The sequence below is a fragment of the Serratia sp. PL17 genome (assembly GCF_017832355.1).
Taxonomy (GTDB): Bacteria; Pseudomonadota; Gammaproteobacteria; order Enterobacterales; family Enterobacteriaceae; genus Serratia.
On sequence record NZ_JAFIBY010000008.1, the window covers coordinates 195,108 to 221,155 of the forward strand.

Here is a 26,048-nt window from a genome sequence, read left to right on the forward strand (position 1 = left end):
ATCTGAAAAGGTTATTTCTTCTGTTTTTATTTATGGGTGAGAACCTTTATCAGTCGAAATAAAACGCTTTCGATGATTTTTTGAACGATTAATTGCGCCAGCTAAAGGCCTGGAATCAATATGGTTATTTTGGTAGTTTGTCACGGGCGTGTTTGACCGCCGAAATTGACAAAATTTATTAAAGGGCCACACTTTTTTTGAGGATTTATGCTGGAAACGTGTCCTGGATCAAAAAAATACCCCTAGGTAGTGAGTGGAAGAACAGGAGATTCCTGAGACAATGGTATAGTAAAACTGAAATGAGCATGTTGGTTTATATCTATCTGTTTCTACACAGCAATTAACTGACACGATTTAGCCTAAGCCAGGCGCATGAAATGTTAATTAAATGATATGTATGTAAACTAGTGTGTAGATACTTTTGTCAAAGTTGACAAAAGGTTATAGAAAGGAGTAAAAAGCCCACAGTAAAACGCTGCCTAACTCGCTGTAAAAGCAGTTTGTTTGTGTGGTTAATTTATCCTTCCCTTAAATCGATGTGGTGCACTAACTGCCAGATACAAGAGCAGAGCGATCGACGCCACTTTTGATGAGTAAGCATAGAGTATGTCAACAACCACTGAAGTTATCGCTCATCACTGGGCGTTCGCCGTATTTCTTGTCGTGGCTATCGGGCTTTGCGGCTTAATGCTGCTGGGTGCGTTCTTCTTGGGCGGGAGAGCCCGCGCACGCGCCAAACACACCCCATTTGAATCAGGCATCGACTCCGTCGGCACGGCGCGTATGCGTCTGTCCGCCAAGTTCTACCTGGTCGCCATGTTCTTCGTTATTTTCGATGTTGAAGCCTTATACCTGTACGCCTGGTCGGTCTCCATTCGTGAGAGCGGTTGGGTTGGCTTTATCGAAGCCGCCATTTTCATTTTGGTGCTATTGGCTGGTCTGGTTTACCTGGTGCGCATTGGCGCATTGGACTGGACTCCGGCGCGTTCCAAGCGTCAGAGCAAACCGGGCACAATCAAGAACGCCACCAACAGTCATCCGCAGTAGTCGGTTAAAAACGAGGCATTAAGATGGACTATACGCTCACCCGCATAGACCCGAACGGTGAGAACGACCGTTACCCCCTGCAAAAACAGGAGATCGTCGCTGATCCTCTGGACCAACAGGTTCACCGCACGGTTTACATGGGTAAACTCGAGCATGCATTGCATGACATGGTGAACTGGGGGCGTAAAAACTCTATATGGCCATATAACTTCGGCCTTTCGTGCTGTTATGTGGAGATGGTGACGTCGTTTACCGCCGTTCACGACGTGGCCCGTTTTGGTGCTGAAGTATTGCGTGCTTCACCGCGTCAGGCTGACTTGATGGTTGTGGCCGGCACTTGCTTCACCAAAATGGCCCCGGTCATTCAGCGCCTGTACGAACAGATGCTGGAGCCTAAATGGGTGATCTCCATGGGCGCCTGCGCCAACTCTGGCGGCATGTACGACATCTACTCCGTTGTGCAGGGCGTGGACAAGTTCCTTCCGGTCGACGTGTATATCCCTGGCTGCCCACCGCGCCCAGAAGCGTACATGCAAGCACTGATGCTGCTGCAGGAATCCATTGGTAAAGAACGCCGCCCACTGTCTTGGGTTGTCGGCGATCAGGGCGTTTATCGCGCCAATATGCAGTCTGAAAGAGAGCGTAAACACGGCGAGCGTATCGCGGTGACCAACCTTCGGACGCCTGACGAGATTTAAGACGTTCATTTAACGTCCATCTTAGTGCGCTATTGGTTAACACAGCGAAAAGTGAACTTGCGGCGAAATAACCCTTTAGTGTGGTGAAAAAAAATTATGACAGATTCAACGACGCACGACGCCTTGCCTTCTTGGCAAACCCGGGATCACCTTGACGATCCGGTTATTGGCGAACTGCGCAACCGTTTTGGGCCGGAAGCCTTTACTGTTCAGCCCTCCCGTACCGGAATGCCCGTGGTATGGGTCAAGCCTGACCAGTTACTGGAAGTAATGACGTTTTTGAGAAAACAGCCGAAGCCTTATGTCATGCTGTTCGATCTGCATGGCGTAGACGAGCGTCTGCGTACCCACCGCGACGGCCTGCCTGCTGCGGATTTCTCTGTTTTCTATCATCTGATTTCTATCGAACGTAACCGCGATATCATGCTGAAAGTGGCACTGTCTGAAAAAGACTTGCACGTGCCCACAGCGACGAAGGTATTCCCGAATGCCAACTGGTATGAGCGTGAAACCTGGGAAATGTTCGGTATTACCTTCGACGGCCACCCGCACCTGACGCGCATCATGATGCCGCAAACCTGGGAAGGCCACCCGCTGCGTAAAGACTACCCGGCGCGTGCCACCGAATTCGATCCTTTCGTGTTGACCAAACAGAAAGAAGATCTGGAAATGGAAGCGCTGACCTTCAAGCCAGAAGATTGGGGCATGAAGCGTGGTACCGAGAACGAGGACTTCATGTTCCTTAACCTCGGTCCGAACCACCCCTCTGCGCACGGCGCATTCCGCATTATTTTGCAGTTGGATGGCGAAGAGATCGTCGACTGCGTGCCGGATATCGGTTACCACCACCGCGGTGCCGAGAAAATGGGCGAGCGCCAGTCCTGGCACAGCTACATCCCGTACACCGACCGTATCGAGTACCTCGGCGGTTGTGTGAACGAAATGCCTTATGTGCTGGCCGTTGAGAAACTGGCCGGGATCAAAGTGCCGGATCGCGTAGACACGATTCGCGTGATGCTGTCAGAGCTGTTCCGCATCAACAGTCACTTGCTGTACATCAGTACCTTTATTCAGGACGTCGGTGCAATGACCCCGGTGTTCTTCGCCTTTACCGACCGTCAGAAAATCTACGATTTGGTTGAAGCGATTACCGGTTTCCGTATGCACCCGGCCTGGTTCCGTATTGGCGGTGTTGCACACGACCTGCCACGCGGTTGGGATCGTCTGCTGCGTGAGTTCCTTGAGTGGATGCCAAAACGTCTGGACTCTTACGTCAAGGCTGCGCTGAAGAACAGTATCCTGAAAGGCCGTTCCGTTGGGGTAGCCTCCTACAATGCTAAAGAAGCATTGGAGTGGGGCGTCACTGGCGCCGGTCTGCGCGCCACCGGTATCGAGTTCGACGTGCGTAAATGGCGTCCTTATTCTGGCTACGAGAACTTCGATTTCGAAATTCCTGTCGGCGACGGCAACAGCGACTGCTATACCCGCGTGATGTTAAAGGTGGAAGAGCTGCGCCAGAGTCTGCGCATTCTTGAACAGTGCCTGAACAACATGCCGGAAGGTCCGTTCAAGGCCGATCACCCGCTGACCACGCCGCCGCCGAAAGAGCGTACGCTGCAGCACATTGAAACGCTGATCACCCACTTCCTGCAGGTTTCCTGGGGCCCGGTGATGCCAGCCAACGAATCATTCCAGATGATTGAAGCCACTAAAGGGATCAACAGCTACTACCTGACCAGCGACGGCAGCACCATGAGCTACCGCACCCGGGTACGTACGCCAAGCTTTGCGCACTTGCAGCAAATCCCAGCGGTAATCCGTGGCAGCCTGGTCTCCGACCTGATCGTCTATCTGGGTAGTATCGATTTTGTAATGTCAGATGTGGACCGCTAACTATGCATGATCAAAAAGACAATCACGCGAATAACGAAGCGCTTGAACCCATCAATGCGGCCGCTCCCCAGAGCGGCGTTGATGCATTTGAGTTGAGCGCGGAAGAACGTGATGCGATCGAGCACGAAAAGCACCATTACGAGGACCCACGCGCTGCCTCCATCGAAGCACTGAAAATTGTGCAGAAGCAGCGTGGCTGGGTTCCGGACGGTGCGATTTATGCCATCGCGGAAGTGCTGGGCATTCCTGCCAGCGACGTAGAAGGCGTGGCCACGTTCTACAGCCAGATTTTCCGTCAGCCAGTAGGACGTCACGTGATCCGCTATTGTGACAGCGTTGTTTGTCATATCACCGGTTATCAGGGCATTCAGGCTGCCATTGAGAAGAAGCTGAGCATCAAACCAGGTCAAACGACCTTTGATGGTCGCTTCACTCTGCTGCCAACCTGCTGCCTGGGCAACTGCGATAAAGGGCCAACCATGATGATTGATGAGGACACTCACAGTCAGCTGAAGCCTGAAGATATCGAGACGCTACTGGAGCAGTATCAATGATTAAAGACATTGTACGCACTCCCGAAATGCACCCGCTGACCTGGCGGCTGCGCGACGACAAACAGCCTGTTTGGCTGGATGAATACCGCAGCAAGAACGGTTACGCAGGCGCTGAAAAAGCCATTAAGGGCCTGGCCCCGGACGAGATCGTCACCCTGGTAAAAGACGCCGGGTTGAAAGGTCGCGGTGGCGCCGGTTTCTCCACCGGTCTGAAGTGGAGCCTGATGCCGAAAGACGAATCCATGAACATCCGTTACCTGCTGTGTAACGCCGATGAAATGGAGCCGGGCACCTATAAAGACCGCCTGCTGATGGAGCAACTGCCGCACCTGTTGGTTGAAGGCATGTTGATCTCTGCGTTCGCGTTGAAGGCTTACCGTGGCTATATCTTCTTGCGTGGTGAGTACATCGAAGCGGCGGTGCATCTGCGCCGTGCGATCGCTGAAGCCACCGAAGCCGGTTATTTGGGCAAGAATATTATGGGCAGCGGCTTTGACTTTGAGCTGATTGTTCATACCGGTGCGGGTCGTTATATCTGTGGCGAAGAAACCGCATTGATCAACTCGCTGGAAGGCCGCCGTGCCAACCCGCGTTCCAAGCCACCTTTCCCGGCTTCTTCCGGTGTTTGGGGCAAACCGACTTGCGTGAATAACGTAGAAACCCTGTGTAACGTTCCGGCGATCCTGGCGAACGGTATTGACTGGTACAAGGGGATCTCCGCCGGTAAGAGTAACGACGCCGGGACCAAACTGATGGGCTTCTCCGGCCGGGTGAAAAACCCAGGCGTTTGGGAACTGCCGTTTGGCACCACCGCGCGTGAAATTCTGGAAGATTACGCCGGCGGCATGCGTGACGGATTGCGTTTTAAAGCCTGGCAGCCAGGCGGCGCAGGGACAGACTTCCTGACTGCCGATCACCTTGATCTGCCGATGGACTTCGAGAACATCGGTAAAGCCGGCAGCCGTCTTGGCACTGCGCTGGCGATGGCGGTGGACCACGAAATCGGCATGGTTCCGTTGGTGCGCAACCTGGAAGAGTTCTTCGCTCGCGAGTCCTGCGGTTGGTGTACGCCATGTCGCGACGGCTTGCCGTGGAGCGTGAAGATCCTGCGTGCGTTGGAAAATGGCCAAGGGCAGCCGGGGGATATCGAAACCCTCGAGCAGCTGTGCCGTTCCCTCGGCCCGGGCAAAACCTTCTGCGCCCATGCGCCAGGTGCCGTAGAGCCACTGCAAAGCGCAATTAAATATTTCCGTGAAGAGTTCGAAGCGGGCATCGCCGTGAAGCATTTCAGTAACGCGCATGCGATTGGCGGCATTCAGCCGAACAACCTGCTGAAGCAGCGCTGGTAAGCCGAACTCGCCCGAACACGGCCAGAATTTTTGATTAACGCCTGCCGTAAGGCAGGCCACTTGGAAGCATGCTGACTATGGCTACGATTCATGTAGACGGCAAAGAATACGACGTAGATGGAGCTGACAACCTGTTGCAGGCTTGTCTCTCTCTCGGCCTCGATATTCCTTACTTTTGCTGGCACCCGGCGCTGGGAAGCGTCGGCGCTTGCCGCCAATGTGCGGTAAAGCAATACCAAAACGCGGAAGATACGCGTGGCCGTTTGGTGATGTCTTGTATGACACCGGCATCCGATGGAACCTTTATTTCCATCGACGATGGCGAAGCCAAACAGTTCCGTGAAAGCGTGGTTGAGTGGTTGATGACCAACCACCCGCACGACTGTCCGGTATGTGAAGAAGGCGGTAACTGTCACCTGCAGGATATGACAGTAATGACCGGCCACAGCTTCCGTAAATACCGCTTCAGTAAGCGTACCCATAACAACCAGGAACTGGGGCCGTTTATCTCGCATGAGATGAACCGCTGCATCGCCTGCTACCGTTGTGTACGCTACTACAAGGATTATGCGGACGGTACCGATTTCGGTGTGTACGGTGCTCACGACAACGTCTACTTTGGCCGCGTCGAGAGCGGTACGCTGGAAAGCGAGTTCTCCGGTAACCTGGTAGAAGTGTGCCCGACCGGCGTGTTCACCGACAAAACGCACTCCGAGCGTTATAACCGTAAATGGGACATGCAGTTTGCGCCAAGCATCTGCCAGCAGTGCAGCATCGGCTGTAACACCAGCCCGGGTGAGCGCTATGGCGAACTGCGTCGCATCGAAAACCGTTATAACGGCAGCGTGAACCACTATTTCCTGTGTGACCGTGGCCGCTTTGGTTATGGCTACGTGAACCAGAAAGATCGTCCGCGCCAGCCACAACAGCTGCGCGGTGACGACTGGATCACCCTGAATGCCGAACAAGCCATGCAGGGCGCGGCGGACATTCTGCGTCAGGCGAAGAAAACCATCGGTATTGGTTCACCACGCGCCAGCCTGGAAAGCAACTTCGCACTGCGCGAACTGGTGGGTGCCGAGAACTTCTACACCGGTATCTCGCAGGCCGAACAGGGTCGTTTGAACCTGATGCTGAACGTGCTGCAAAACAGCGGCGTTTACACGCCGGCACTGCGTGAAATCGAAGGCTACGACGCGGTATTGGTGTTGGGTGAAGATCTCACCCAGACCGGTGCGCGTATCGCGCTGTCGGTACGTCAGGCGGTGAAAGGCAAGGCCCGTGCCATGGCGGCGGCCCAGCGTGTTGCCGACTGGCAGATCGCTGCGATCCAAAACATTGGTCAGCATGCCAAATACCCGCTGTTCGTGACCAACGTGGACGACACGCGTCTGGATGACATTGCGGCATGGAACTACCGTGCACCGGTGGATGAGCAGGCGCGCTTCGGCTTCGCTATTGCCCATGCGCTGGACAATGCGGCACCTGCGGTTAGCGATCTGGCTGGCGGTCTGAACAAGAAAGTCGACATCATCGTGCAGGCGCTGACCGACGCGCGCAAACCGTTGATCATCACCGGCAGCAACGCCGGTAGCGAAGCTATCATCGAAGCGGCGGCCAACATCGCCAAAGCGTTGAAGGATCGCGGTTCTGACGTGGGTATCACCTTCGTAGCCAGCGCTGCCAACAGCATCGGTTTGTCGATGATCGGCGGCGGTTCACTTGATCAGGCTTTGACGCAGTTGGAAAACGGCGAAGCCGACACCGCTATCGTCATGGAAAACGATCTCTACCGGCATGCGTCGGCGGCGAAAGTGGACGCGGCGCTGGCCAAGGTCAGCAACCTGATTGTCGCGGACCATCAACGCACTGCTGTGATGGAAAAGGCTAACCTGATCCTGTCGGCGGCAAGTTTTGCCGAGAGTGACGGTACGTTGGTCAACCAGGAAGGCCGCGCACAGCGCTTCTTCCAGGTCTACGATCCTGCCTACTACGACGATGCCAAAAAGAATCAGTTTACCGTGATGCTGGAAAGCTGGCGCTGGATGCACTCGCTGCACTCTACCTACACCAGTCGCCACGTGGATTGGACGCAGCTCGACGACGTGATCGCCGCCTGTGTTAATGCACTGCCGCAACTGCAGGGTATCGTCGATGCAGCACCGGACGCGAGCTTCCGTATTCGTGGTCAGAAACTGGCGCGTTCTCCAATTCGTTCCAGCGGCCGTACGGCCATGCGCGCCAATATTAGCGTGCATGAACCGCGTCAACCGCAGGATAAAGACACCATGTTTGCCTTCTCAATGGAAGGGAACAACAGCCCGCTGGCCGATCGTCAGCAGATCCCATTCGCCTGGGCGCCAGGTTGGAACTCACCGCAGGCATGGAACAAGTTCCAGGCCGAAGTGGGTGGCAAGTTGCGTCATGGTGATCCGGGTGTACGCCTGATCGAAGCAGGGGAGGGCAAGCTGGGTTACTTTACCAACGTGCCTGCCGCCTTTGGTCATGAGCAAGGCTGGCGTGTTGCGCCGTATTACCATTTGTTCGGCAGTGACGAAATGTCACAGCGTTCTGGTGTAATTCAGCAACGTATGCCAGAGGCTTATGTCATGGTGAACCCGGCGGATGCGGCTGCGCTTGGCGTCAATGCCGGTGCGCTGGTGGAGTTCAGCTGTGCGGGCCAGACATTGCGTCTGCCAGTACGCCTGAGTGAAGCCCTGACCCAGGGACAGGTGGGGTTACCGCTTGGCTTACCTGGGATCCCGCCAGTACTGGTGGGTGCGACGGTTGAAAATCTGCGGGAGGCGACACGATGAGCTGGTTTACCCCTGAGGTGATCGACATTCTGATTGCCATTCTTAAAGCGGTAGTGATCCTGCTGGTCGTAGTGAGCTGTGGGGCATTCATGAGCTTCGGCGAACGTCGTTTGCTCGGTTTGTTCCAGAACCGTTATGGACCAAACCGTGTCGGCTGGGGCGGCTCGCTGCAGCTGGTCGCCGACATGATCAAAATGTTCTTCAAGGAAGACTGGGTACCGAAATTCTCCGACCGGGTGATCTTTACCCTGGCGCCGATGATCGCCTTTACTTCCCTGTTGCTGGCATTTGCCATTGTTCCGGTCAGCCCGACCTGGGCAGTGTCCGACCTCAATATCGGTATTTTGTTCTTCCTGATGATGGCTGGCCTGGCGGTATATGCCGTGCTGTTCGCTGGTTGGTCGAGCAACAACAAATACTCGCTGTTGGGGGCGATGCGTGCTTCCGCACAAACCCTGAGCTATGAAGTGTTCATCGGCCTGTCGCTGATGGGTGTGGTCGCGCAGGCGGACTCTTTCAACATGCAAACCATCGTTGAATCTCAGGCGCATCTGTGGAACGTCATCCCGCAATTCTTCGGCTTCGTGACCTTTGCGATTGCCGGCGTTGCGGTGTGCCACCGCCATCCGTTTGACCAACCGGAAGCTGAGCAGGAACTGGCTGACGGTTACCACATTGAATATTCCGGCATGAAGTTCGGTCTGTTCTTTGTGGGTGAGTACATCGGTATCGTCACCGTTTCTGCCCTGATTGTGACGTTGTTCTTCGGTGGCTGGCAGGGTCCATTCCTGCCGCCATTCATCTGGTTCGCGCTGAAAACGGCTTTCTTCATGATGATGTTTATTCTGATTCGTGCTGCTCTGCCGCGTCCGCGCTATGACCAGGTGATGGCCTTCGGCTGGAAAGTGTGCCTGCCGCTGACGCTGCTGAACCTGCTGGCGACCGCCGCAGTCATTTTGTACAACGCTCAATAAGGGGTGAATAAACCATGACATTGAAAGAGTTATTGGTTGGTTTCGGCACCCAGGTGCGCAGCATTTGGATGATAGGCTTGCACGCCTTCGCCAAGCGCGAAACCCAGATGTATCCGGAAGAACCGGTTTACCTGCCACCGCGCTACCGTGGCCGTATTGTGCTGACGCGCGATCCGGACGGTGAAGAACGCTGTGTGGCATGTAACCTGTGTGCGGTTGCCTGCCCGGTGGGCTGTATCTCGCTGCAAAAAGCAGAACAGAAAGACGGCCGCTGGTACCCGGAATTCTTCCGCATCAACTTCTCGCGCTGCATTTTCTGCGGCCTGTGCGAAGAGGCTTGCCCGACTACCGCGATCCAGCTGACGCCGGATTTCGAAATGGGTGAGTTCAAGCGCCAGGATCTGGTGTACGAAAAAGAAGATCTGTTGATCTCGGGGCCGGGTAAATATCCGGAATATAACTTCTACCGGATGGCCGGTATGGCGATTGACGGCAAAGCCAAGGGCGAAGCCGAAAACGAAGCCAAACCGATCGACGTCAAAGGTCTGTTGCCTTAAGGAGCCAGCAAGCATGGAAATTGCCTTTTATCTGGCAGGTTTGATTGCGGTGGTCGCGACAGTTCGCGTGATCTCGCATACCAACCCTGTGCATGCGTTGCTGTATCTGATCGTCTCGCTATTGGCGATCTCTGCAGTCTTTTTCTCACTCGGCGCGTATTTCGCCGCAGCGCTGGAAATCATCGTTTACGCGGGCGCCATCATGGTGTTGTTCGTGTTCGTGGTGATGATGCTGAACCTCGGCAACGCGGTGCAGCAGCAAGAGCGTGATTGGCTGAAGCCGTCTGTGTGGATTGGCCCGGGCCTGTTGTCGCTGGCGCTATTAGCGGTACTGATTGTCGCTATCCGTAGCGTGTCTGATCAGGGCATCAGCGGTGACATGGTCGACGCGAAAGCGGTAGGGATCAGCCTGTTTGGTCCTTACGTTCTGGCGGTCGAGCTGGCTTCAATGCTGTTGTTGGCAGGTCTGGTTGTTGCCTTCCACATTGGCCGTGAGCACAAACCGGGTGAAGTGTTGAGTAACGCCCCGGCCAGTAGCGAAATGGCGAGAAGAAAATCGGAGGAGCAAGCATGATCCCTCTTCAACATGGTTTGATCCTGGCGGCGATCCTGTTCGTCCTTGGTCTGACCGGGTTACTGGTTCGCCGCAATCTGCTGTTTATGCTGATCAGTCTGGAAGTGATGATCAATGCTGCGGCATTGGCGTTTATCGTCGCGGGTAGCTACTGGGGCCAACCGGATGGGCAGGTGATGTACATCCTGGCGATCAGTTTGGCGGCAGCCGAGGCCAGTATTGGTCTGGCGTTGCTGCTGCAGCTCTACCGTCGTCGTCATACCCTGAATATTGATACTGTCAGTGAGATGCGCGGATGAACCTATTATATTTAACTATTCTGCTACCGCTGATCGGGTTCCTGCTGTTGGCCTTTTCCCGTGGCCGCTGGTCTGAAAACGTTTCGGCGACCGTTGGCGTAGGCTCTATCGGCCTGGCTGCGTTGGTTACTGTGCATGTGGCGATGGACTTCTTCGCCCAGAAAGCCACCGGCGTACAGCTGTTTGAGCAAAGCCTGTGGAACTGGATGACCGTCGGCAACTTCAACATCGGCGTGACGCTGACGTTGGACGGGCTGTCGTTGACCATGCTGTCAGTGGTCACCGGTGTGGGTTTCTTCATCCACATGTTCGCGTCCTGGTACATGCGCGGTGAAGAAGGCTACTCACGCTTCTTCGCTTACACCAACCTGTTTATCGCCAGCATGGTGGTATTGGTTCTGGCAGACAACCTGTTGCTGCTGTACCTGGGTTGGGAAGGCGTGGGCCTGTGCAGCTACCTGTTGATCGGTTTCTACTATAAAGATCCGGCCAACGGTGCGGCGGCGATGAAAGCCTTCATCGTGACCCGCGTTGGTGACGTGTTCCTGGCGTTTGCGTTGTTCATCCTCTACAACGAACTGGGCACGCTGAACATCCGTGAACTGATGATCCTGGCACCGCAAAAACTGGCGGTCGGCGATACGGCGATCACCTGGGCTACCTTGATGTTGCTGGGCGGCGCGGTCGGTAAGTCGGCGCAGCTGCCGTTGCAGACCTGGTTGGCGGACGCAATGGCGGGTCCAACCCCGGTTTCAGCATTGATCCACGCTGCAACCATGGTAACCGCGGGTGTCTACCTGATTGCACGTACTCACGGCCTGTTCCTGATGGCACCGGAAGTCCTGCATCTGGTGGGTATTATCGGGGCAGTGACCCTGGTACTGGCGGGCTTTGCCGCACTGGTCCAAACGGATATCAAGCGCGTACTTGCCTACTCCACCATGAGCCAGATTGGTTACATGTTCCTGGCGTTGGGCGTACAGGCGTGGGATGCGGCTATCTTCCACCTGATGACCCATGCCTTCTTCAAGGCGCTGTTGTTCCTGTCCTCCGGTTCGGTGATTTTGGCCTGCCATCACGAGCAGAACATCTTCAAGATGGGTGGCCTGCGCAAGAGCATTCCGCTGGTCTACGTCTGCTTCCTGGTGGGGGGCGCTGCGCTGTCGGCATTGCCACTGATCACCGCGGGCTTCTTCAGTAAGGATGAGATCCTGGCCGGCGCGATGGCCAACGGACACATTAACCTGATGATTGCCGGTTTGGTCGGTGCATTCATGACCTCACTGTATACCTTCCGTATGATTTTCATCGTGTTCCATGGCGAGGAGAAAATCAAAGCGCATGCCGGTAAAGGCATCACTCACCACCTGCCACTGTTGGTTCTGCTGGTGCTGTCCACCTTCGTCGGCGCGATGATTGTGCCGCCGTTGCAGGGTGTACTGCCAGATACCACCGAGTTGGCGCACGGTAGCGTGCTGCAGCTGGAGATCACCTCCGGCGTAGTGGCTATCGTCGGCATTCTGCTGGCGGCGGCGCTGTGGCTGGGCAAACGTAGCCTGGTTACCCGTATCGCCAAAAGCGCACCAGGGCGTTTCTTCTCGACCTGGTGGTTCCATGCCTGGGGCTTCGACTGGCTGTACGACAAAGTGTTCGTCAAGCCGTACCTGGGTATTGCGAAGTTGCTGCAACGCGATCCGCTGAACTCGATGATGAACCTGCCGGCCATCTTCTCCCGCTGGGGGAACCGAGGTCTGACAGTCAGCGAGAACGGTCAGGTGCGTTGGTATATAGCGTCTATGGGTGTGGGTGCAGTGGTGGTGCTAGCTCTGTTGATTTTGGTTTAACAGAGAGTAGACACAATTATCGGGCGTAGCGTCCGTTAACACGGCGCTATGCGGAATGTTTTATACCGTATGAATTTCGCGTTGTGGCTAGGCGGCAAGTGTGCAAATCCCCAGGGGCTTACTGAAGTAAGTGACCGGGGTGAACAGACGTAGCCAACAACGCCACAGCGTGAAAGACAACGGTAGAATAGGGACACAAAACGCCATGCTATTACCTTGGCTAATTCTTATCCCCTTTATTGGCGGTCTGCTGTGCTGGCAGTTTGAGCGCTTCGGTACTAAGGTGCCGCGCTGGATTGCGTTGATCGCAATGGGGCTGACATTGGCGCTTTCTCTGCATCTGTGGATGCAGGGTGGCTACACGTTGACTACGCCGAAAGGCATTCCGCAGTGGCAGTCTGAATTCCTGCTGCCGTGGATCCCGCGTTTTGGTATTTCCATCCACCTGGCGCTGGATGGCCTTTCACTGCTGATGGTGGTGCTGACCGGCCTGCTGGGCGTGTTGGCTATCCTCTGTTCCTGGCGTGAAATCCAGAAATACCAGGGCTTCTTCCACCTGAACCTGCTGTGGATCCTGGGTGGGGTAATCGGCGTGTTCCTCGCCATCGACATGTTCCTGTTCTTCTTCTTCTGGGAAATGATGTTGGTGCCGATGTACTTCCTGATTGCACTCTGGGGTCACAAGGCGTCGGACGGGAAAACCCGCATCACTGCGGCCACCAAGTTCTTCATCTACACCCAGGCCAGCGGTCTGGTGATGCTGATTGCCATTTTGGGCCTGGTGTTCGTGCACTACAACGCGACCGGCGTGTGGACCTTTGATTACGAAGACCTGCTGCAAACGCCAATGTCACATAACGTGCAATACCTGCTGATGCTGGGCTTCTTCATCGCCTTTGCGGTGAAAATGCCGGTAGTGCCATTGCACGGCTGGTTGCCGGATGCGCATAGCCAGGCACCAACCGCGGGTTCTGTGGACCTGGCGGGGATCTTGCTGAAAACCGCGGCCTACGGTCTGTTGCGTTTCAGCTTGCCATTGTTCCCGGAAGCTTCACATGAGTTTGCGCCAATTGCGATGTGGTTGGGCGTGGTCGGTATCTTCTACGGTGCCTGGATGGCGTTTGCACAGACCGATATCAAGCGTCTGATTGCTTATACCTCCGTTTCCCATATGGGCTTCGTACTGATTGCCATCTACACGGGCAGCCAACTGGCTTACCAGGGCGCGGTGATCCAGATGATTGCGCACGGGCTGTCAGCGGCCGGTATGTTCATCATCTGCGGGCAATTGTATGAACGTCTGCATACCCGTGACATGCGTGAGATGGGTGGCTTGTGGGGACGTATTAAATACATTCCTGCGCTGTCGCTGTTCTTTGCAGTGGCGACGTTGGGGATGCCGGGTACCGGTAACTTCGTCGGTGAATTCATGATCCTGTTCGGCAGCTACCAGGTTGTACCGGTGATCACCGTGATTTCTACCTTCGGTCTGGTGTTTGCTTCGGTTTACTCGTTGATCATGATGCAGCGCGCCTACTACGGCAAAGCCAAGTCTGACCAACCGTTGCCGGGCATGACCGCGCGTGAGCTGTTCATCATTCTGCTACTGGTGGTGTTGCTGGTTCTGCTGGGGGTTTACCCGCAGCCGATTCTGGACACTTCTCATGCGGCGATGAGCAACGTGCAACACTGGTTTGGTTCATCAGTTTCAGCAATTTCAACAACAAGGCCGTAATTCGCCATGACAATAACTCCTCAACAACTGATCGCATTGCTACCACTGTTGATCGTCGGATTGACGGTGGTGGTTGTGATGCTTGGCATTGCGTGGCGACGCGACCACTTTATCAACGCCACTCTCACCGTGATCGGTCTCAACCTGGCGCTGCTTTCGCTGTACTTTGTCGGCCAGGCTGGCCCAATGGACGTCACCCCGCTGCTGCGGGTTGACGGCTACTCGATGTTCTATACCGGGCTGGTGATACTGGCGAGTCTGGCGACCTGTACCTTTGCCTATCCTTGGCTGGTCGGTTACCCGGACAACCGCGAAGAGTTCTACCTGCTGGTGCTGATTGCTACCCTGGGTGGCATTCTGCTGGCGAGCGCCAACCATCTGGCGTCGCTGTTCCTCGGTATTGAACTGATCTCGCTGCCGCTGTTTGGCCTGGTGGGTTATGCCTACCGCCAAAAGCGCCCATTGGAAGCGGCCATCAAGTACATGCTGTTGTCCGCTGCGGCATCATCATTCCTGCTGTTCGGTATGGCGCTCCTGTATGCAGAGTCTGGTGACCTGTCACTGGCTGGCCTGGGCAAGAGCCTGCAGGAAAACATGATGCACCAGCCGCTGATCCTGGCGGGTATGGGCATGATGATTGTCGGTTTGGGCTTCAAACTGTCTCTGGTGCCGTTCCAACTGTGGACACCTGATGTGTATCAAGGGGCGCCTGCGCCGGTTTCAACCTTCCTGGCCACCGCCAGCAAGATTGCAATCTTCGCGGTAGTGATGCGTCTGTTCCTGTATGCCCCGGCTGCCGATAGCGAAGCGTTGCGTATGGTACTGGCAATCATTGCGGTTTGTTCGATTCTGTTCGGCAACCTGATGGCCATCAGCCAGACCAACATCAAGCGTCTGTTGGGTTACTCGTCGATTGCCCATCTGGGTTATCTGCTGGTGGCGTTGATTGCGGTGCAAACCCATCAGCTGTCGCTGGAAACCGCCGGTGTTTATCTGGCAGGTTACCTGTTCAGCAGCCTGGGTGCGTTCGGTGTGGTCAGCTTGATGTCCAGTCCGTACCGTGGTCCAGATGCTGATTCACTGTTCTCTTACCGTGGTCTGTTCTGGCATAAGCCAATCCTGTCTGCGGTGATGACGGTGATGATGTTATCACTGGCCGGTATTCCGATGACGCTGGGCTTTATCGGTAAGTTCTTTGTTATCGCGATGGGTGTCAGTGCTCACCTGTGGTGGTTGACCGGCGCAGTGGTGCTGGGCAGTGCCATTGGTTTGTACTACTACCTGCGTGTCACCGTCAGCCTGTTCCTCAGCGCACCGGAAGCATTGCAGCGTGATACCCCGAATAACTGGGCGTTGACCGCCGGTGGTGTCGTAGTACTGATTTCTGCCGCGTTGGTGTTGCTGTTGGGTGTTTATCCGCAGCCGCTGATTACGCTGGTGCAGATGGCACAGCCGATGTTCTGATAGGCATCACGGCAGTAAAAAAGGTCGCTTCGGCGACCTTTTTTTATGGTGAGTGGGGAAGTCGGGGCCAATGTTCAGCCGGGATTGTTTTTAAACGATTCTTCCAGAACCTGTACGACAGCACGCACGCGCGCCGCACGTTGCAGGTCAGGGTGCAGCACCAACCAAATATCGACCCAGTCTTTATTCTCCGGGAAGATGCGTACCAGGTCTGGGTCTTTATCCGCCAGGAAGGAGGACAGCAGGCCAATTCCCAATCCGTTGCGTGTCGCCGAACGCAGAAGCAGCTGCGAATTGCATTGAAGCACCACGTTAGGGTCGATCAGCGCTTCGCCACAGAAGTCGTTCCAGTGGCGGGGTACCAGTTCGCGTGGGAACATCAACAGATCGTGACCGCGCAGATGGTCGCCTTTGGTCGGCATCCCGTGCTTGTCGAGGTAGTCCTGCGTTGCATACAACCCCATCTCAATGGTGGCCATGCGCTTGATAATGAGTTCGTCGGACTCTGGCCGTGCCCCCCTGATCGCTAAATCGGCACCGCGATAAGAGATATCAGAGATATTAACCGCCGTCAGCATCGTGACCGTAATTAGCGGGTGTTGCTCCCGCAGCACTTTCAGCGCCGGGATGACAAAGGCTTCAGCCATGGTATCTGTCGTGGCGATGCGTACATTACCGCACAGGCTGTCGTCACCGCTGGTGGCTTTGCGGCCAATCGCTTGTACGGCGTTTTCCATATTCATCACGTCGGCCAGCATCTCTTCACCCAATGGACTGAGGGAAAAGGATTTTGGCGTGCGGATAAACAGCTTGGAGCCCAGGCTCTCTTCAAATGCAGTAATGCGCCGCCCGACGGTGGCCTGATCGACGTGTAGTTCATTGGCGGCTTTTCGTAAAGTGCCGCAGCGCGCGACCGCCAGGAAGAAGCGTGCATCATCCCAATTCATCATGCCATTTCCTTTGTACAGGCTTATCGGTCTTGTCAGTGTTCATTCTTGCGCAACCGTACTGGCTCTGGTTTAGGCTGCAAATGAGGCCCACGTATCATAATTATTTATTATGTTTCAGGATATGAATAAATGCATCAACGTGAAGCACTTTTGCATCTTTATTTTTACCCGACAATCTTTATGCTTATCAACGTTTATGCTGTGATCTGGCGCACATTTTGTGCCAATGTTACCTTAAACGCGTAAGCAGATACGCATGAGAGCCTGTCTCTGTGGCTAATCGCCTGGTGGGATCGACTCTATATCAGGTTGACCCACCACGACTGGACATTAAAAATGGAGTCTCACGCAGAGAAGTTATACACCCCCGTTGCGCTGGCAACGGCGGATGGTGTTAGGGTAATTGCAGCACCCGGCGCGAAAGCGGCAACGCAAAGTAATGCTGATGTGATCATCCAGGGTATTGAAGCTCGCGGCATTCAGCACATCTTCCTGGTACCCGGTAAACTGGTGTACCCACTGATTAAATCCATTGAACATTCAGGCATCACCGGTATCGTCGGTGCCCACGAGACCGCCTGTGGTTTTATGGCGGACGGTTATGCCCGTGCTAACCGCAAATTTGGCGTTTGCCTGGGGATCTCCGGCCCCGGCACAATGAATTTTTTGCCCGCGATGGCCGCTGCACAGGCTGATAAAATCCCGGTGCTGTATCTGGCTGGCGGTATCGCCACTTATCATGAAGCACAGGGTGCTTTCCAGGATGGCAGCAATAGCGGCATCGATGAGCTGACCATCGTCAAGCCATTGCTTTCCGCCGCGATAGAAGTGAAAAACAACCTGACGTTGCAACACGAGCTGCGACGCAGTTTGTCGTGTCTGAACACCCAACGTAAAGGCCGCGCTTACTTGAGCGTACCGGTCGATATGCAAAAGAACGTGGTTGCCGGCAATCATGATGCCAGCCCGCCGCGCACAACGCCGCAGTGCCGCGAAGTTGCCATCGATCAGCAGGGGCTGGATCAGGTGCTGGACGACTATCTGTTACGCGGGTTGAAGGTGGCCTGTCTGGCCGGTAACCGGATGAATAACCCGCAAGATGCGGCATTGCTGCTGCGTCTGGCGGAGAAATACCGTTTGCCCGTCGCCACGACGCTATCCGGCAAGGGCGCCTTCCCGGAAGGGCATGAGCTGGCATTGGGTCTGTATGGTTTTGCCGGCCATACCCGGGCTGTGGAGACCATCAATGGTGATGACGTTGATGTCCTGCTGGTGTTGGGCTGCGATCTCAGCCAGCGCGATAGCCTCAATTGGAACGCACGGTTGCACGGTACGAAAACGCTGGTGGTGATCGATGAGGATTTTGACAAGGTCAGTTCGCACTACCAGCCGGATATGCAGATTTTCTCCAGCCTGACCGGGGCGCTACAACACCTGTTAGATGCGGTCAGTGACGAAGATGCGCATCTGGCCGATATCAACGTGCTGCGCGATGGCTGGATTGAGCAGGTAAATCAGTTACCCTTGGAACAACCGCGCCCTGACTTGCAGGCACGTCTGGCCGTGGCAGAGGCAAACATGTACCCCGGCGATGCCATTAAACGCATTCGTCGCCATATGGACCAGGATACTAACGTCGTGGTCGACTCTGGCGCGCACCGTATCTTTATGGCACATCACTGGCTGGCCAGTGGGCGTGGTGATTACCATACATCAAGTTCGTTGGCCCCGATGGGCTGGGCGATTTGCGCGGGTATTGGCATCAAGCTGGCGGCACCGCATCGTAACTGCGTGGTGGTCACCGGTGATGGCTGTATGCTGATGCACGGCATGGAAATTCAGACGGCTGCCCGTTATCAGGTCAAGATGACCTTCGTGGTGATGAACAACTGTGCCCACGGTGCAATGCATATCGACACGTTGCAGAACCGGGGGGTATCGGCAGATTATACTGCGCTGCCCAATCATGACTGGAAAGCCTTCGCCAACAGTCTGGGCGTCTCTTCGGCCAAAGCGGCAACGTTGGAAGAGCTCGATGACGCGCTGGTTGCCGCGGCCGAACACGACGGCCCGTTCCTGATAGAAGTGTTAGTAGGAAATCATGTGGCGCCTAATCGATACTATGCCGAGAGCATCGTAGAATACGAGCAGCGTATCAAAGGCGTGTAAGAGCGTTGCCCTGTTAATCCGGGAGCCGTCATTATTATTGTCCTTTGCATCACGCCATTCTATTTTACTCACAGTAGTCATGGAGCGATAACAATGTATAAATTGACACTTCTGGCAGTATTAATGATGGCATTTCAAGGCCATGCACAGGCCGCTGACGATCATGGTGAAGGCATTACCAAAGAAACGCTTCTGAAAACAGAAACGTCGTGGGAGGGGTCGCCCTATCAGCATTATCCTGCCGGCGCTCCGCAGATCACCATGTTGAAGGTCACCGTTGAGCCGAACAAGGTGCTGGCCTGGCATACTCATCCGTGCATCAGCGCAGTGTATATGACAGGGGGGAGCGTCTCGCTGACGGTAAAGAAAACCGGCGTGAAGCACACCTTTAAACAGGGTGACTCTTTTACCGACACGGTAGATATTGTTCATCAGGGGGTATCGGGTGATAAAGGTGCTGAAATGCTGGTGTTCTTTGCCTGCGCAGACAATAAACCGCTGACGGTAAAAGCCGCCGAATAATGCCGGTGTCGTCTTTCAAGTTGCCGCTTTACCTGGCTGCAGCTTGGAATCTACGGGTATAGATTATTTTTTGCAGCCTGTTTGGGCTGCATTCTGAGGAAATCATGGTTGCTTTATGGATGGTTGTCGCCAGCGGGTTCTTTGCGCTGATGGGGGCCAGCATCAAATTGGCTTCGGCCAAAGTTGGCTTTTTCGACATCATTTTTTACCGTTCCGTCATTAACGTCCTGATCGTTGCCGCGCTGATTCATATTAAAAACCTGGGTTTTCGTACCCAGCACCTGGGCCTGCATATGAAACGTGCGGCTATCGGTAATGCGGCGATGTACTGCGGTTTTTATTCATTGATCCATCTGCCGATCGCCACCGCCACTACGCTGGGTTACACCAACCCGATTTTTCAATCGGCGATTGCCTTTGTTACTTCCAAAGGTCAGTTAACCGGAAAACTGTTGTTCTCGGTACTGCTGGGATTCATCGGCATTTTGGTGTTATTGCGCCCTGACGCGCCGAACGGCGAGTATGCGGCGACCCTGATCGGCCTGTTTTCTGGCTTGCTCACGGCATTGGCCTATTTTAACGTCGGCAAATTGGTACGTAGCGGGGAACCCGAACTGCGAGTGGTATTTTACTTCTCACTGGTGGGCACGCTGGTCGGTGGCGTAATGACGTCAGTGGTGGGGTTCACGGCGTTGGATAGCGCGATGATACTGTGTGTCTGTGCCATCGGCGTATTCGGCAGCCTGGGGCAAATTACCATGACTCGCGCCTATGGCAGCGGTAATGCGGTCATTGTTAGCATTCTTTCCTATAGCACTATCATCTTTTCCACCTTGCTCGGTTATGTGCTGTTCGGCGAAAAACTGTCTTACATTGCCGCCGGGGGCATGGCATTGATTATCCTTTCTGGTGCGCTGGCTATTTTGAAACGTGCTCCCGCGAAGGTCCAAAAAGCGGAGGCGGTGTAACCACTTTCTGCCCGTTTCTTTCATAAAGACCAGCGAGTATTGCCAGCGCGAATGCATTAATGAATCACTATGATGCATTCTTGGCTATTTTTACGGTTATACCCGAACGGTATGATAAACGCGTTTCCTGATGAGTTTGGTTTTCAGGGCTTAGTGTTTATCCAGATTGTTTCGGGAGAGAAAAATGTCTGAAGGGGTGGCTGTTGATAAAGCAGCTCAAGCGAATTCGGGCGAGTCACATTTTGCCATCTTATTGTTTCTAGCCTTGGCATTAATGTCTGCATTGCTCAACAGCAGTGCGCCGACGCCGCTTTATCCGCTTTATCAACATGAGTTGGCATTAAGCTCGGTCAGCCTGACAGTCATTTATGGTGCCTATGCTGCGGGTGTGCTGATCTCATTGTTCGGCGTGGGCAATATGGCCGGCAAAGTGAAGGACCTGCGCAGCATGATTGTTCCTGCGCTGCTGGTGGTACTGGCGGGGGCCTTGTTATTCTCGATGGCCGATTCGTTCCTGATGATGTTTATGGCGCGTTTGCTGGCCGGTATTGGTACCGGCGCCCTGACAGGGGCCGCGAATATTGCGCTGGTGCGTTTTGGGCCGAAAGACGGCGGTAAAAATGCGGCACTGATTGCGACATTGTCTTTTACCACCGGTCTGGCATTAGGGCCGATTTTCAGCGGCGTTGCGTTGCAAACGGGGTTCCATACCACCTCATTGCCGTTCATTATCATTATGGCGGTGGCGGCAATCGCTGCGTTAGGTGTGATGCTCAAATGGCCCGCTATTGCTCCGGTTGTCCCCCTGAATGGAGCCGTAGAAACAGGGGCCGAAACGGAAAAGAGTTCTCTGGGAGATGGCTTGCGAGCGACAGGGGGCAAGTTCTTCCTGTGTGCCGGTGCGCTGTTTATCTGTTGGGCTGTGGCTGCCAGCATTCTGGCGATTGGCCCAAGCGTGTCGGAAAAGCTGTTGGGTATGCATAGCCGTGGTGTTTATGGGTATGTGATCGCGGTTTATCTGGTGATTGCCGGTATTAGCCAGATTCTGAGCCGCCGCGTTAATGCTCGTCACTCGCTGATGTTTGGCTGCCTGGCGCAAGCGTTGTCAGTCGTGGTGTTCGCCGAAGCCATACAGATTCATTCGTTGGGTCTGGCCAGTGCCGGTATGGTGATTGCGGGTTATGCCTACGGGGCTATCTTTGTCGGCAGTGCCACATTGGTGAATCTGATTTCACCGAAGGCAAGCCATGCAAGACTGATTTCGCTGTTTTACGTTATTGCTTATATCGCCAACTGGATCCCTATCCTGTTGGGGGTAGTGATCGACCATGCCAGCTTGCATCTGGCGGTCAACCTGTTATTCCTGGTCAGTGCCGTGGTGTGCTTAATGTTAAGCCTCATGGTGACCCGCGCGGGCTTCCCACGCTGAGATTTCAGCGCCCGATCTCATTTGGGCGTGAGTGAATCTGGTAAACGATTTCCCTGGTGTTGTTGTGTGTCATTTCCAGCGTGCTTGCCACGCTGGTTTTTTTTGTGACAAATTCCTCAGTTCTGTAATTACCATGTTTCTCATTACATATTTTATGTGATGCCCATCATATATTTTTGCCGATTTTCGCGTAAACTGCGCGCTTCCTTTTCAGCGGGTCGGTTTATGAACGTTATTTTTGCCATTGCTTTGACTACCGGGATCCTCTCTGGCGTTTGGGGATGGGTTGCGGTGAGCCTGGGGTTAATCAGCTGGGCCGGTTTTCTCGGCTGCACAGCCTATTTCGCCTGCCCGCAGGGGGGATTAAAAGGGTTGTTAATCAGCACATTGACCAGTTGCAGCGGCGTCTTTTGGGCTATGGCGATCATTCACGGCAGTGAGCTCGCTCCAGGCTGGAGTATGCTCGGTTATCTGCTGACCGGCGTGGTGGCTTTTTTGATGTGCATTCAGGCAAAGCAACAGTGGCTGGGGTTCGTGCCTGGTACCTTCATTGGCGCTTGCGCGACCTTTGCTGGTGGCGGTGACTGGCCGTTGGTGACCCTGTCTTTACTGGTTGGGCTGGTGTTCGGTTACGCGATGAAAAACAGCGGCTTGTGGTTGGCGGCACGCAATGAGAAAACCAAAGCGACCGCTGTTGTTACCGAGAATGTTAACCGCTGATTCAAATGGTACCGCCGAGGGAAATGCGGTAGTGCAGGTCCACGCGCTCAATGCAGGGTAGCCCTTTTATGCGTTTGAGCAAGATCTCCGTAGCGACTTTACCCATATCAAACCTTGGTGTGATCACGCTGGCGATGCCCGGTGTGGTGGCTTTGCCGATATCCAAACCGTGAAAACCGGACAGGGCGACGTCCTGTGGAACTTGTAACCCGAGCCGGAGACACGCCTGCAACACGCCAACGGCCAGATCGTCATTGGTGCATAAGATACCGTCCAAATCAGGATAGAGTTGACGGGCCATCGCCAGCATATCGGAACCCACACTGACAGACGACACCCGATGCGGTGTGATTTGACGCGGCGCTAACCCTTGGTTTTCCATCGCCTGGCAATAGCCTTGAAAGCGCTTGTTATCGCGGGCATCAGACATGGCACCAAAATAAACCACCTGACGTTTTCCGCTGGCAAGCAGCGCTTCTGTCATGTCATAACCGGCCTGATAGTTATCGAACCCCACGGCAATCCGCCCCTCCGGGGCTTCAAGATCCATCACCTGCGCTACCGGGATTTTTGCTGCCGCCAAGTATTTCTCTGCCCGTAATGTGTGCTCTGAATCCGTAAGAATCAGCCCCGCGATGGGGTAGGCCAGCAGTTGGACGATGTGCTCTTCCTCTCGTTGGCGGCTGTAATCATAGTTCACCACCAGGGTCTGATAACCGTGTTCCAGCGTAATGGATTCGATACCGGCTAACAGGTCGGCAAAAATCTGATTGTTGAACGAAGGGATCAGGACGCCTATACGCGGTTTTTGCGTTGAGCGCGCTTCATCGCTGTCGGTGAAATTAACCTCTTTCATCACTTGGGCAATTTTCGCGGCGGTTTCTGCAGCCACCTTTTCTGGCGTGCGCAGATAGCGGCTGACGGTCATTTTTGTCACACCGGCGAGCAGCGCAATATCCTGCAGCGTGACGCGTTGGTTCTTCATTCTGATGCCTTAGCTGGGGGGCGGAAAGAGCCCGCATGATGTCATGTTAACAAATCGATCTGGCGATAACAATCCGCCTCATAAAGTATAAAAACTATATTTTTCAATAAACTATGTTGATGTGTTTTCTCGGCGGAATGCGTAGCTTCACGTTAAAGGTAACAGGTTTTAGTAACACTGTTTTAAGTGATCTCAATCACATTTTTGCTGGCAGCGATCCGCTGAGATAGACGCCTGTTCTTTCTGAATGACATGGCCGGGGTGCGTTATGAACAACTTGTTTTCACTGGATAATAAAAAAATACTGATTACCGGCGCTTCTCGGGGCATTGGCTTTCTGCTGGCTCGTGGGCTGGCGCAGTATGGTGCCCATATTCTGGTCAATGCGACCACTCAGGAAAATGCGCAGCGTGCGGTTGAAGCGTTGCGACGCGAAGGTTTCCGCGCCGACGCCGCGGCCTTTGACGTGACCGACTCTCAGGCCATTCATGCTGCTATTGAGCAAATCGAGGCAGAGTGCGGTGGAATCGATGTGCTGATCAACAATGCGGGCATTCAGCGCCGTCATCCGTTTACCGAGTTCCCGGAAAAAGAGTGGGACGAGATTATTGCCGTCAATCAAAAAGCGGTCTTTATGGTCTCGCAAGCCGTGGCGCGCCATATGGTGCAGCGCCAAAGCGGAAAAATCATCAACATTGGCTCAATGCAGAGCGAACTGGGCCGTGACACCATTACACCCTATGCCGCGTCAAAGGGGGCGGTAAAAATGTTGACGCGCGGCATGTGTGTAGAGCTGGCGCGCTATAACATTCAGGTAAATGGCATTGCTCCGGGCTACTTCAAAACAGAAATGACCCAGGCGCTGGCAGACAATGCGGAGTTTACCGCGTGGCTGACCAAACGCACTCCGGCTGCCCGCTGGGGTGATCCGCAGGAATTGATTGGTGCTGCCGTATTCTTGTCATCAAAGGCATCCGATTTTGTTAATGGCCACCTGCTGTTTGTCGATGGCGGCATGTCTGCTGCGGTATAACCGCCTGCTTAATGGAAAATAATGATGAAAATTCAAACCCAATCCTGCGTGGTTAAAGGCAAATATGACGTCGCAGTGGTGGAGCAGGAGGTGGAATACCAAGGGACGGGCACGCTGGTGAAAATCACGCGTGGTGGTATCTGTGGGTCAGACCTGCATTACTACCAAGAAGGCAAGGTTGGCAGCTTTCAAGTGCGCCAGCCGATGGTGCTTGGCCATGAGGTGATTGGTGAGGTGGTGGCCAGTGATACTGCGCGACTGGCTGTTGGCCAAAAGGTGGCGTTGAACCCCAGCAAACCCTGCGGGCTGTGCAAATATTGCCTGGCGAACCAGCAAAACCAGTGTACCCACATGCGTTTCTTCGGCAGCGCCATGTATTTTCCCCATGTGGATGGTGCCTTCACCCAATACAAAGTGGTTGATAGTGCGCAGTGCATTGCCTTTGACGCCGATCGCGATGAGAAGGTGATGGTGTTTGCGGAACCTTTGGCCGTCGCGATTCATGCCGCAAAACAGCCAGGGGAGGTAAACGGCAAAAGGGTGTTTGTTTCCGGTGTAGGGCCGATCGGGTGCTTACTGGTGGCTGCATTGAAGGCACTGGGCGCCAGCGAAATTGTTTGTGCCGATCTTAGCCCACGTTGCCTGGATATCGCCCGTGAGATGGGGGCGTCTATCTGCATGCATGCAAGCAATGACGATTTTAGCCGTTACCAACAGGAAAAAGGCTATTTTGACATCGCGTTTGAAGTTTCCGGCCATCCGTTATCCCTGTTGCGCTGTCTGGAGGTCACCCGTGCCAAGGGGACGGTCGTGCAAGTGGGCATGGGCGGCAGTTTCCCCGATTTTCCACTGATGCTGCTGATCGCCAAAGAGTTGAATTTACTGGGCTCATTCCGTTTTGTTGAAGAGTTTGATATCGCGGTTGCCTGGCTGTCCGACGGGACGATCAATCCGTTGCCGCTGCTCTCCGCTGAGTTTAACAATCAGCAACTGGAACAAGCTCTGGCATTCGCCGGCGATAAGCGCCTGGCCGCCAAGGTCCAGCTGGTGTTCTAATTTTAGCCAATAGTCTGATGGCGGGGAGCGGCTATCCTTGTCTATAGTTAAGGGCCGCTTCATTTTTTAAATACGGAGAACTTAACATGGCGAGAAATACGGATGCAGATCAAACCACGCTCGACGACGATCTGAGAATGCTGAGCGACACGCTGGAAGAAGTGTTGAAGTACTCCGGCGATCGCGCCGATCAGGCCTATATCGACATTAAAGCCCATGCCGAAGAGGCGTTGAGCGAGGTCAAGTCACGGCTGACTGACTCTACCGAATCCTACTATGCGCGTGCCAAGGACGCGGTTTGCCGCACTGACGGCTATGTGCGTGAAAAACCGTGGCACAGTGTCGGCATTGGGGCGACGGTCGGATTGGTGCTGGGTCTGTTGTTGGCGCGTAAATAACGACGTAAAGGTAT

General features: G+C 54.4%; 23 protein-coding genes. 21 read left to right on the top strand and 2 right to left on the bottom strand.

Translation table 11 applies throughout. The features are described 5' to 3' along the window. Positions 1–606 precede the first annotated feature (606 nt). From JOE25_RS22055 to nuoN, 13 genes are all read left to right on the top strand, one after another. On the top strand, positions 607–1,047 hold the full coding sequence (locus tag JOE25_RS22055; RefSeq protein WP_209638921.1) for an NADH-quinone oxidoreductase subunit A: 441 nt from the start codon (positions 607–609) through the stop codon (positions 1,045–1,047). A 23-nt stretch (positions 1,048–1,070) separates the two neighbouring features. Further along, entirely contained in the window at positions 1,071–1,745 is a 675-nt protein-coding gene (locus JOE25_RS22060; protein WP_004947278.1) for an NADH-quinone oxidoreductase subunit B, read from the top strand. Positions 1,746–1,841: 96 nt separating this feature from the next. Further along, complete coding sequence (gene nuoC / locus JOE25_RS22065) at positions 1,842–3,638, top strand: NADH-quinone oxidoreductase subunit C/D (protein ID WP_209638923.1); 1,797 nt, start codon at positions 1,842–1,844, stop codon at positions 3,636–3,638. A gap of 2 nt (positions 3,639–3,640) precedes the next feature. Continuing rightward, positions 3,641–4,192: an NADH-quinone oxidoreductase subunit NuoE gene (gene nuoE, locus JOE25_RS22070; protein ID WP_104410952.1), complete on the top strand. Its 552-nt coding sequence runs from the start codon at positions 3,641–3,643 to the stop codon at positions 4,190–4,192. Continuing rightward, positions 4,189–5,541, top strand: a complete 1,353-nt coding sequence (nuoF, locus tag JOE25_RS22075; protein ID WP_209638925.1) for an NADH-quinone oxidoreductase subunit NuoF — start codon at positions 4,189–4,191, stop codon at positions 5,539–5,541. Before nuoE ends, nuoF begins: the two co-directional genes overlap by 4 nt. A gap of 77 nt (positions 5,542–5,618) precedes the next feature. Continuing rightward, positions 5,619–8,357, top strand: coding sequence for an NADH-quinone oxidoreductase subunit NuoG (gene nuoG / locus JOE25_RS22080; RefSeq protein ID WP_209638927.1), 2,739 nt, complete (start codon positions 5,619–5,621; stop codon positions 8,355–8,357). Further along, complete coding sequence (gene nuoH / locus JOE25_RS22085; RefSeq protein ID WP_037420984.1) at positions 8,354–9,331, top strand: NADH-quinone oxidoreductase subunit NuoH; 978 nt, start codon at positions 8,354–8,356, stop codon at positions 9,329–9,331. The genes nuoG and nuoH overlap by 4 nt, the downstream gene beginning before the upstream one ends. 14 nt (positions 9,332–9,345) lie before the next feature. Next, positions 9,346–9,888, top strand: a complete 543-nt coding sequence (gene nuoI / locus JOE25_RS22090; protein ID WP_004947256.1) for an NADH-quinone oxidoreductase subunit NuoI — start codon at positions 9,346–9,348, stop codon at positions 9,886–9,888. 13 nt (positions 9,889–9,901) lie between these two features. After that, positions 9,902–10,462, top strand: coding sequence for an NADH-quinone oxidoreductase subunit J (gene nuoJ / locus JOE25_RS22095; RefSeq protein WP_209638929.1), 561 nt, complete (start codon positions 9,902–9,904; stop codon positions 10,460–10,462). Continuing rightward, the gene (gene nuoK / locus JOE25_RS22100) at positions 10,459–10,761 is read left to right on the top strand and encodes an NADH-quinone oxidoreductase subunit NuoK (protein ID WP_012146014.1); all 303 of its coding nucleotides are present in this window, start codon (positions 10,459–10,461) and stop codon (positions 10,759–10,761) included. The genes nuoJ and nuoK overlap by 4 nt, the downstream gene beginning before the upstream one ends. Then, positions 10,758–12,605 carry an NADH-quinone oxidoreductase subunit L gene (gene nuoL, locus JOE25_RS22105; RefSeq protein WP_209638931.1) on the top strand — a complete coding sequence of 616 codons (1,848 nt, stop codon included), beginning with the start codon at positions 10,758–10,760 and terminating at the stop codon, positions 12,603–12,605. The genes nuoK and nuoL overlap by 4 nt, the downstream gene beginning before the upstream one ends. Before the next feature lie 205 nt (positions 12,606–12,810). Continuing rightward, positions 12,811–14,340, top strand: a complete 1,530-nt coding sequence (gene nuoM, locus JOE25_RS22110) for an NADH-quinone oxidoreductase subunit M (protein WP_209639047.1) — start codon at positions 12,811–12,813, stop codon at positions 14,338–14,340. 6 nt (positions 14,341–14,346) lie between these two features. Further along, a complete protein-coding gene (nuoN, locus tag JOE25_RS22115; protein ID WP_209638933.1) occupies positions 14,347–15,804 on the top strand; it encodes an NADH-quinone oxidoreductase subunit NuoN in 1,458 nt (485 codons plus the stop codon). Positions 15,805–15,878: 74 nt separating this feature from the next. On the opposite strand, the gene JOE25_RS22120 is transcribed toward nuoN, so the two are convergent. Beyond that, entirely contained in the window at positions 15,879–16,754 is an 876-nt protein-coding gene (locus JOE25_RS22120) for a LysR family transcriptional regulator (protein WP_209638935.1), read from the bottom strand. Positions 16,755–17,090: 336 nt separating this feature from the next. Here JOE25_RS22120 and JOE25_RS22125 point away from each other — a divergent pair, with 336 nt between their 5' ends. The 5 genes from JOE25_RS22125 to JOE25_RS22145 all read left to right on the top strand — a co-directional run bounded on the left by JOE25_RS22125 (position 17,091) and on the right by JOE25_RS22145 (position 22,562). Further along, a complete protein-coding gene (locus JOE25_RS22125; protein ID WP_209638937.1) occupies positions 17,091–18,923 on the top strand; it encodes a thiamine pyrophosphate-binding protein in 1,833 nt (610 codons plus the stop codon). A gap of 93 nt (positions 18,924–19,016) precedes the next feature. Next, complete coding sequence (locus JOE25_RS22130) at positions 19,017–19,445, top strand: cupin domain-containing protein (RefSeq protein WP_209638939.1); 429 nt, start codon at positions 19,017–19,019, stop codon at positions 19,443–19,445. 104 nt (positions 19,446–19,549) lie between these two features. Then, positions 19,550–20,413 (top strand): DMT family transporter, encoded by an 864-nt coding sequence (locus tag JOE25_RS22135; RefSeq protein WP_209638941.1) that lies wholly within the window; start codon positions 19,550–19,552, stop codon positions 20,411–20,413. Between the two features lie 184 nt (positions 20,414–20,597). After that, positions 20,598–21,842 carry an MFS transporter gene (locus JOE25_RS22140; protein WP_209638943.1) on the top strand — a complete coding sequence of 415 codons (1,245 nt, stop codon included), beginning with the start codon at positions 20,598–20,600 and terminating at the stop codon, positions 21,840–21,842. 225 nt (positions 21,843–22,067) lie between these two features. Next, the gene (locus JOE25_RS22145) at positions 22,068–22,562 is read left to right on the top strand and encodes a DUF1097 domain-containing protein (RefSeq protein ID WP_209638945.1); all 495 of its coding nucleotides are present in this window, start codon (positions 22,068–22,070) and stop codon (positions 22,560–22,562) included. A 1-nt stretch (position 22,563) separates the two neighbouring features. Here JOE25_RS22145 and JOE25_RS22150 read toward each other — a convergent pair whose 3' ends face one another. Further along, complete coding sequence (locus tag JOE25_RS22150; protein WP_209638947.1) at positions 22,564–23,547, bottom strand: substrate-binding domain-containing protein; 984 nt, start codon at positions 23,545–23,547, stop codon at positions 22,564–22,566. Between the two features lie 268 nt (positions 23,548–23,815). On the opposite strand from JOE25_RS22150, the gene idnO reads away from it, so the two are divergent. The 3 genes from idnO to elaB all read left to right on the top strand — a co-directional run bounded on the left by idnO (position 23,816) and on the right by elaB (position 26,034). Further along, the gene (idnO, locus tag JOE25_RS22155; RefSeq protein WP_209638949.1) at positions 23,816–24,580 is read left to right on the top strand and encodes a gluconate 5-dehydrogenase; all 765 of its coding nucleotides are present in this window, start codon (positions 23,816–23,818) and stop codon (positions 24,578–24,580) included. A 24-nt stretch (positions 24,581–24,604) separates the two neighbouring features. Next, positions 24,605–25,636 (top strand): L-idonate 5-dehydrogenase, encoded by a 1,032-nt coding sequence (gene idnD, locus JOE25_RS22160; protein WP_209639049.1) that lies wholly within the window; start codon positions 24,605–24,607, stop codon positions 25,634–25,636. Between the two features lie 86 nt (positions 25,637–25,722). Continuing rightward, complete coding sequence (gene elaB / locus JOE25_RS22165; protein ID WP_209638951.1) at positions 25,723–26,034, top strand: stress response protein ElaB; 312 nt, start codon at positions 25,723–25,725, stop codon at positions 26,032–26,034. Positions 26,035–26,048: the final 14 nt, after the last annotated feature.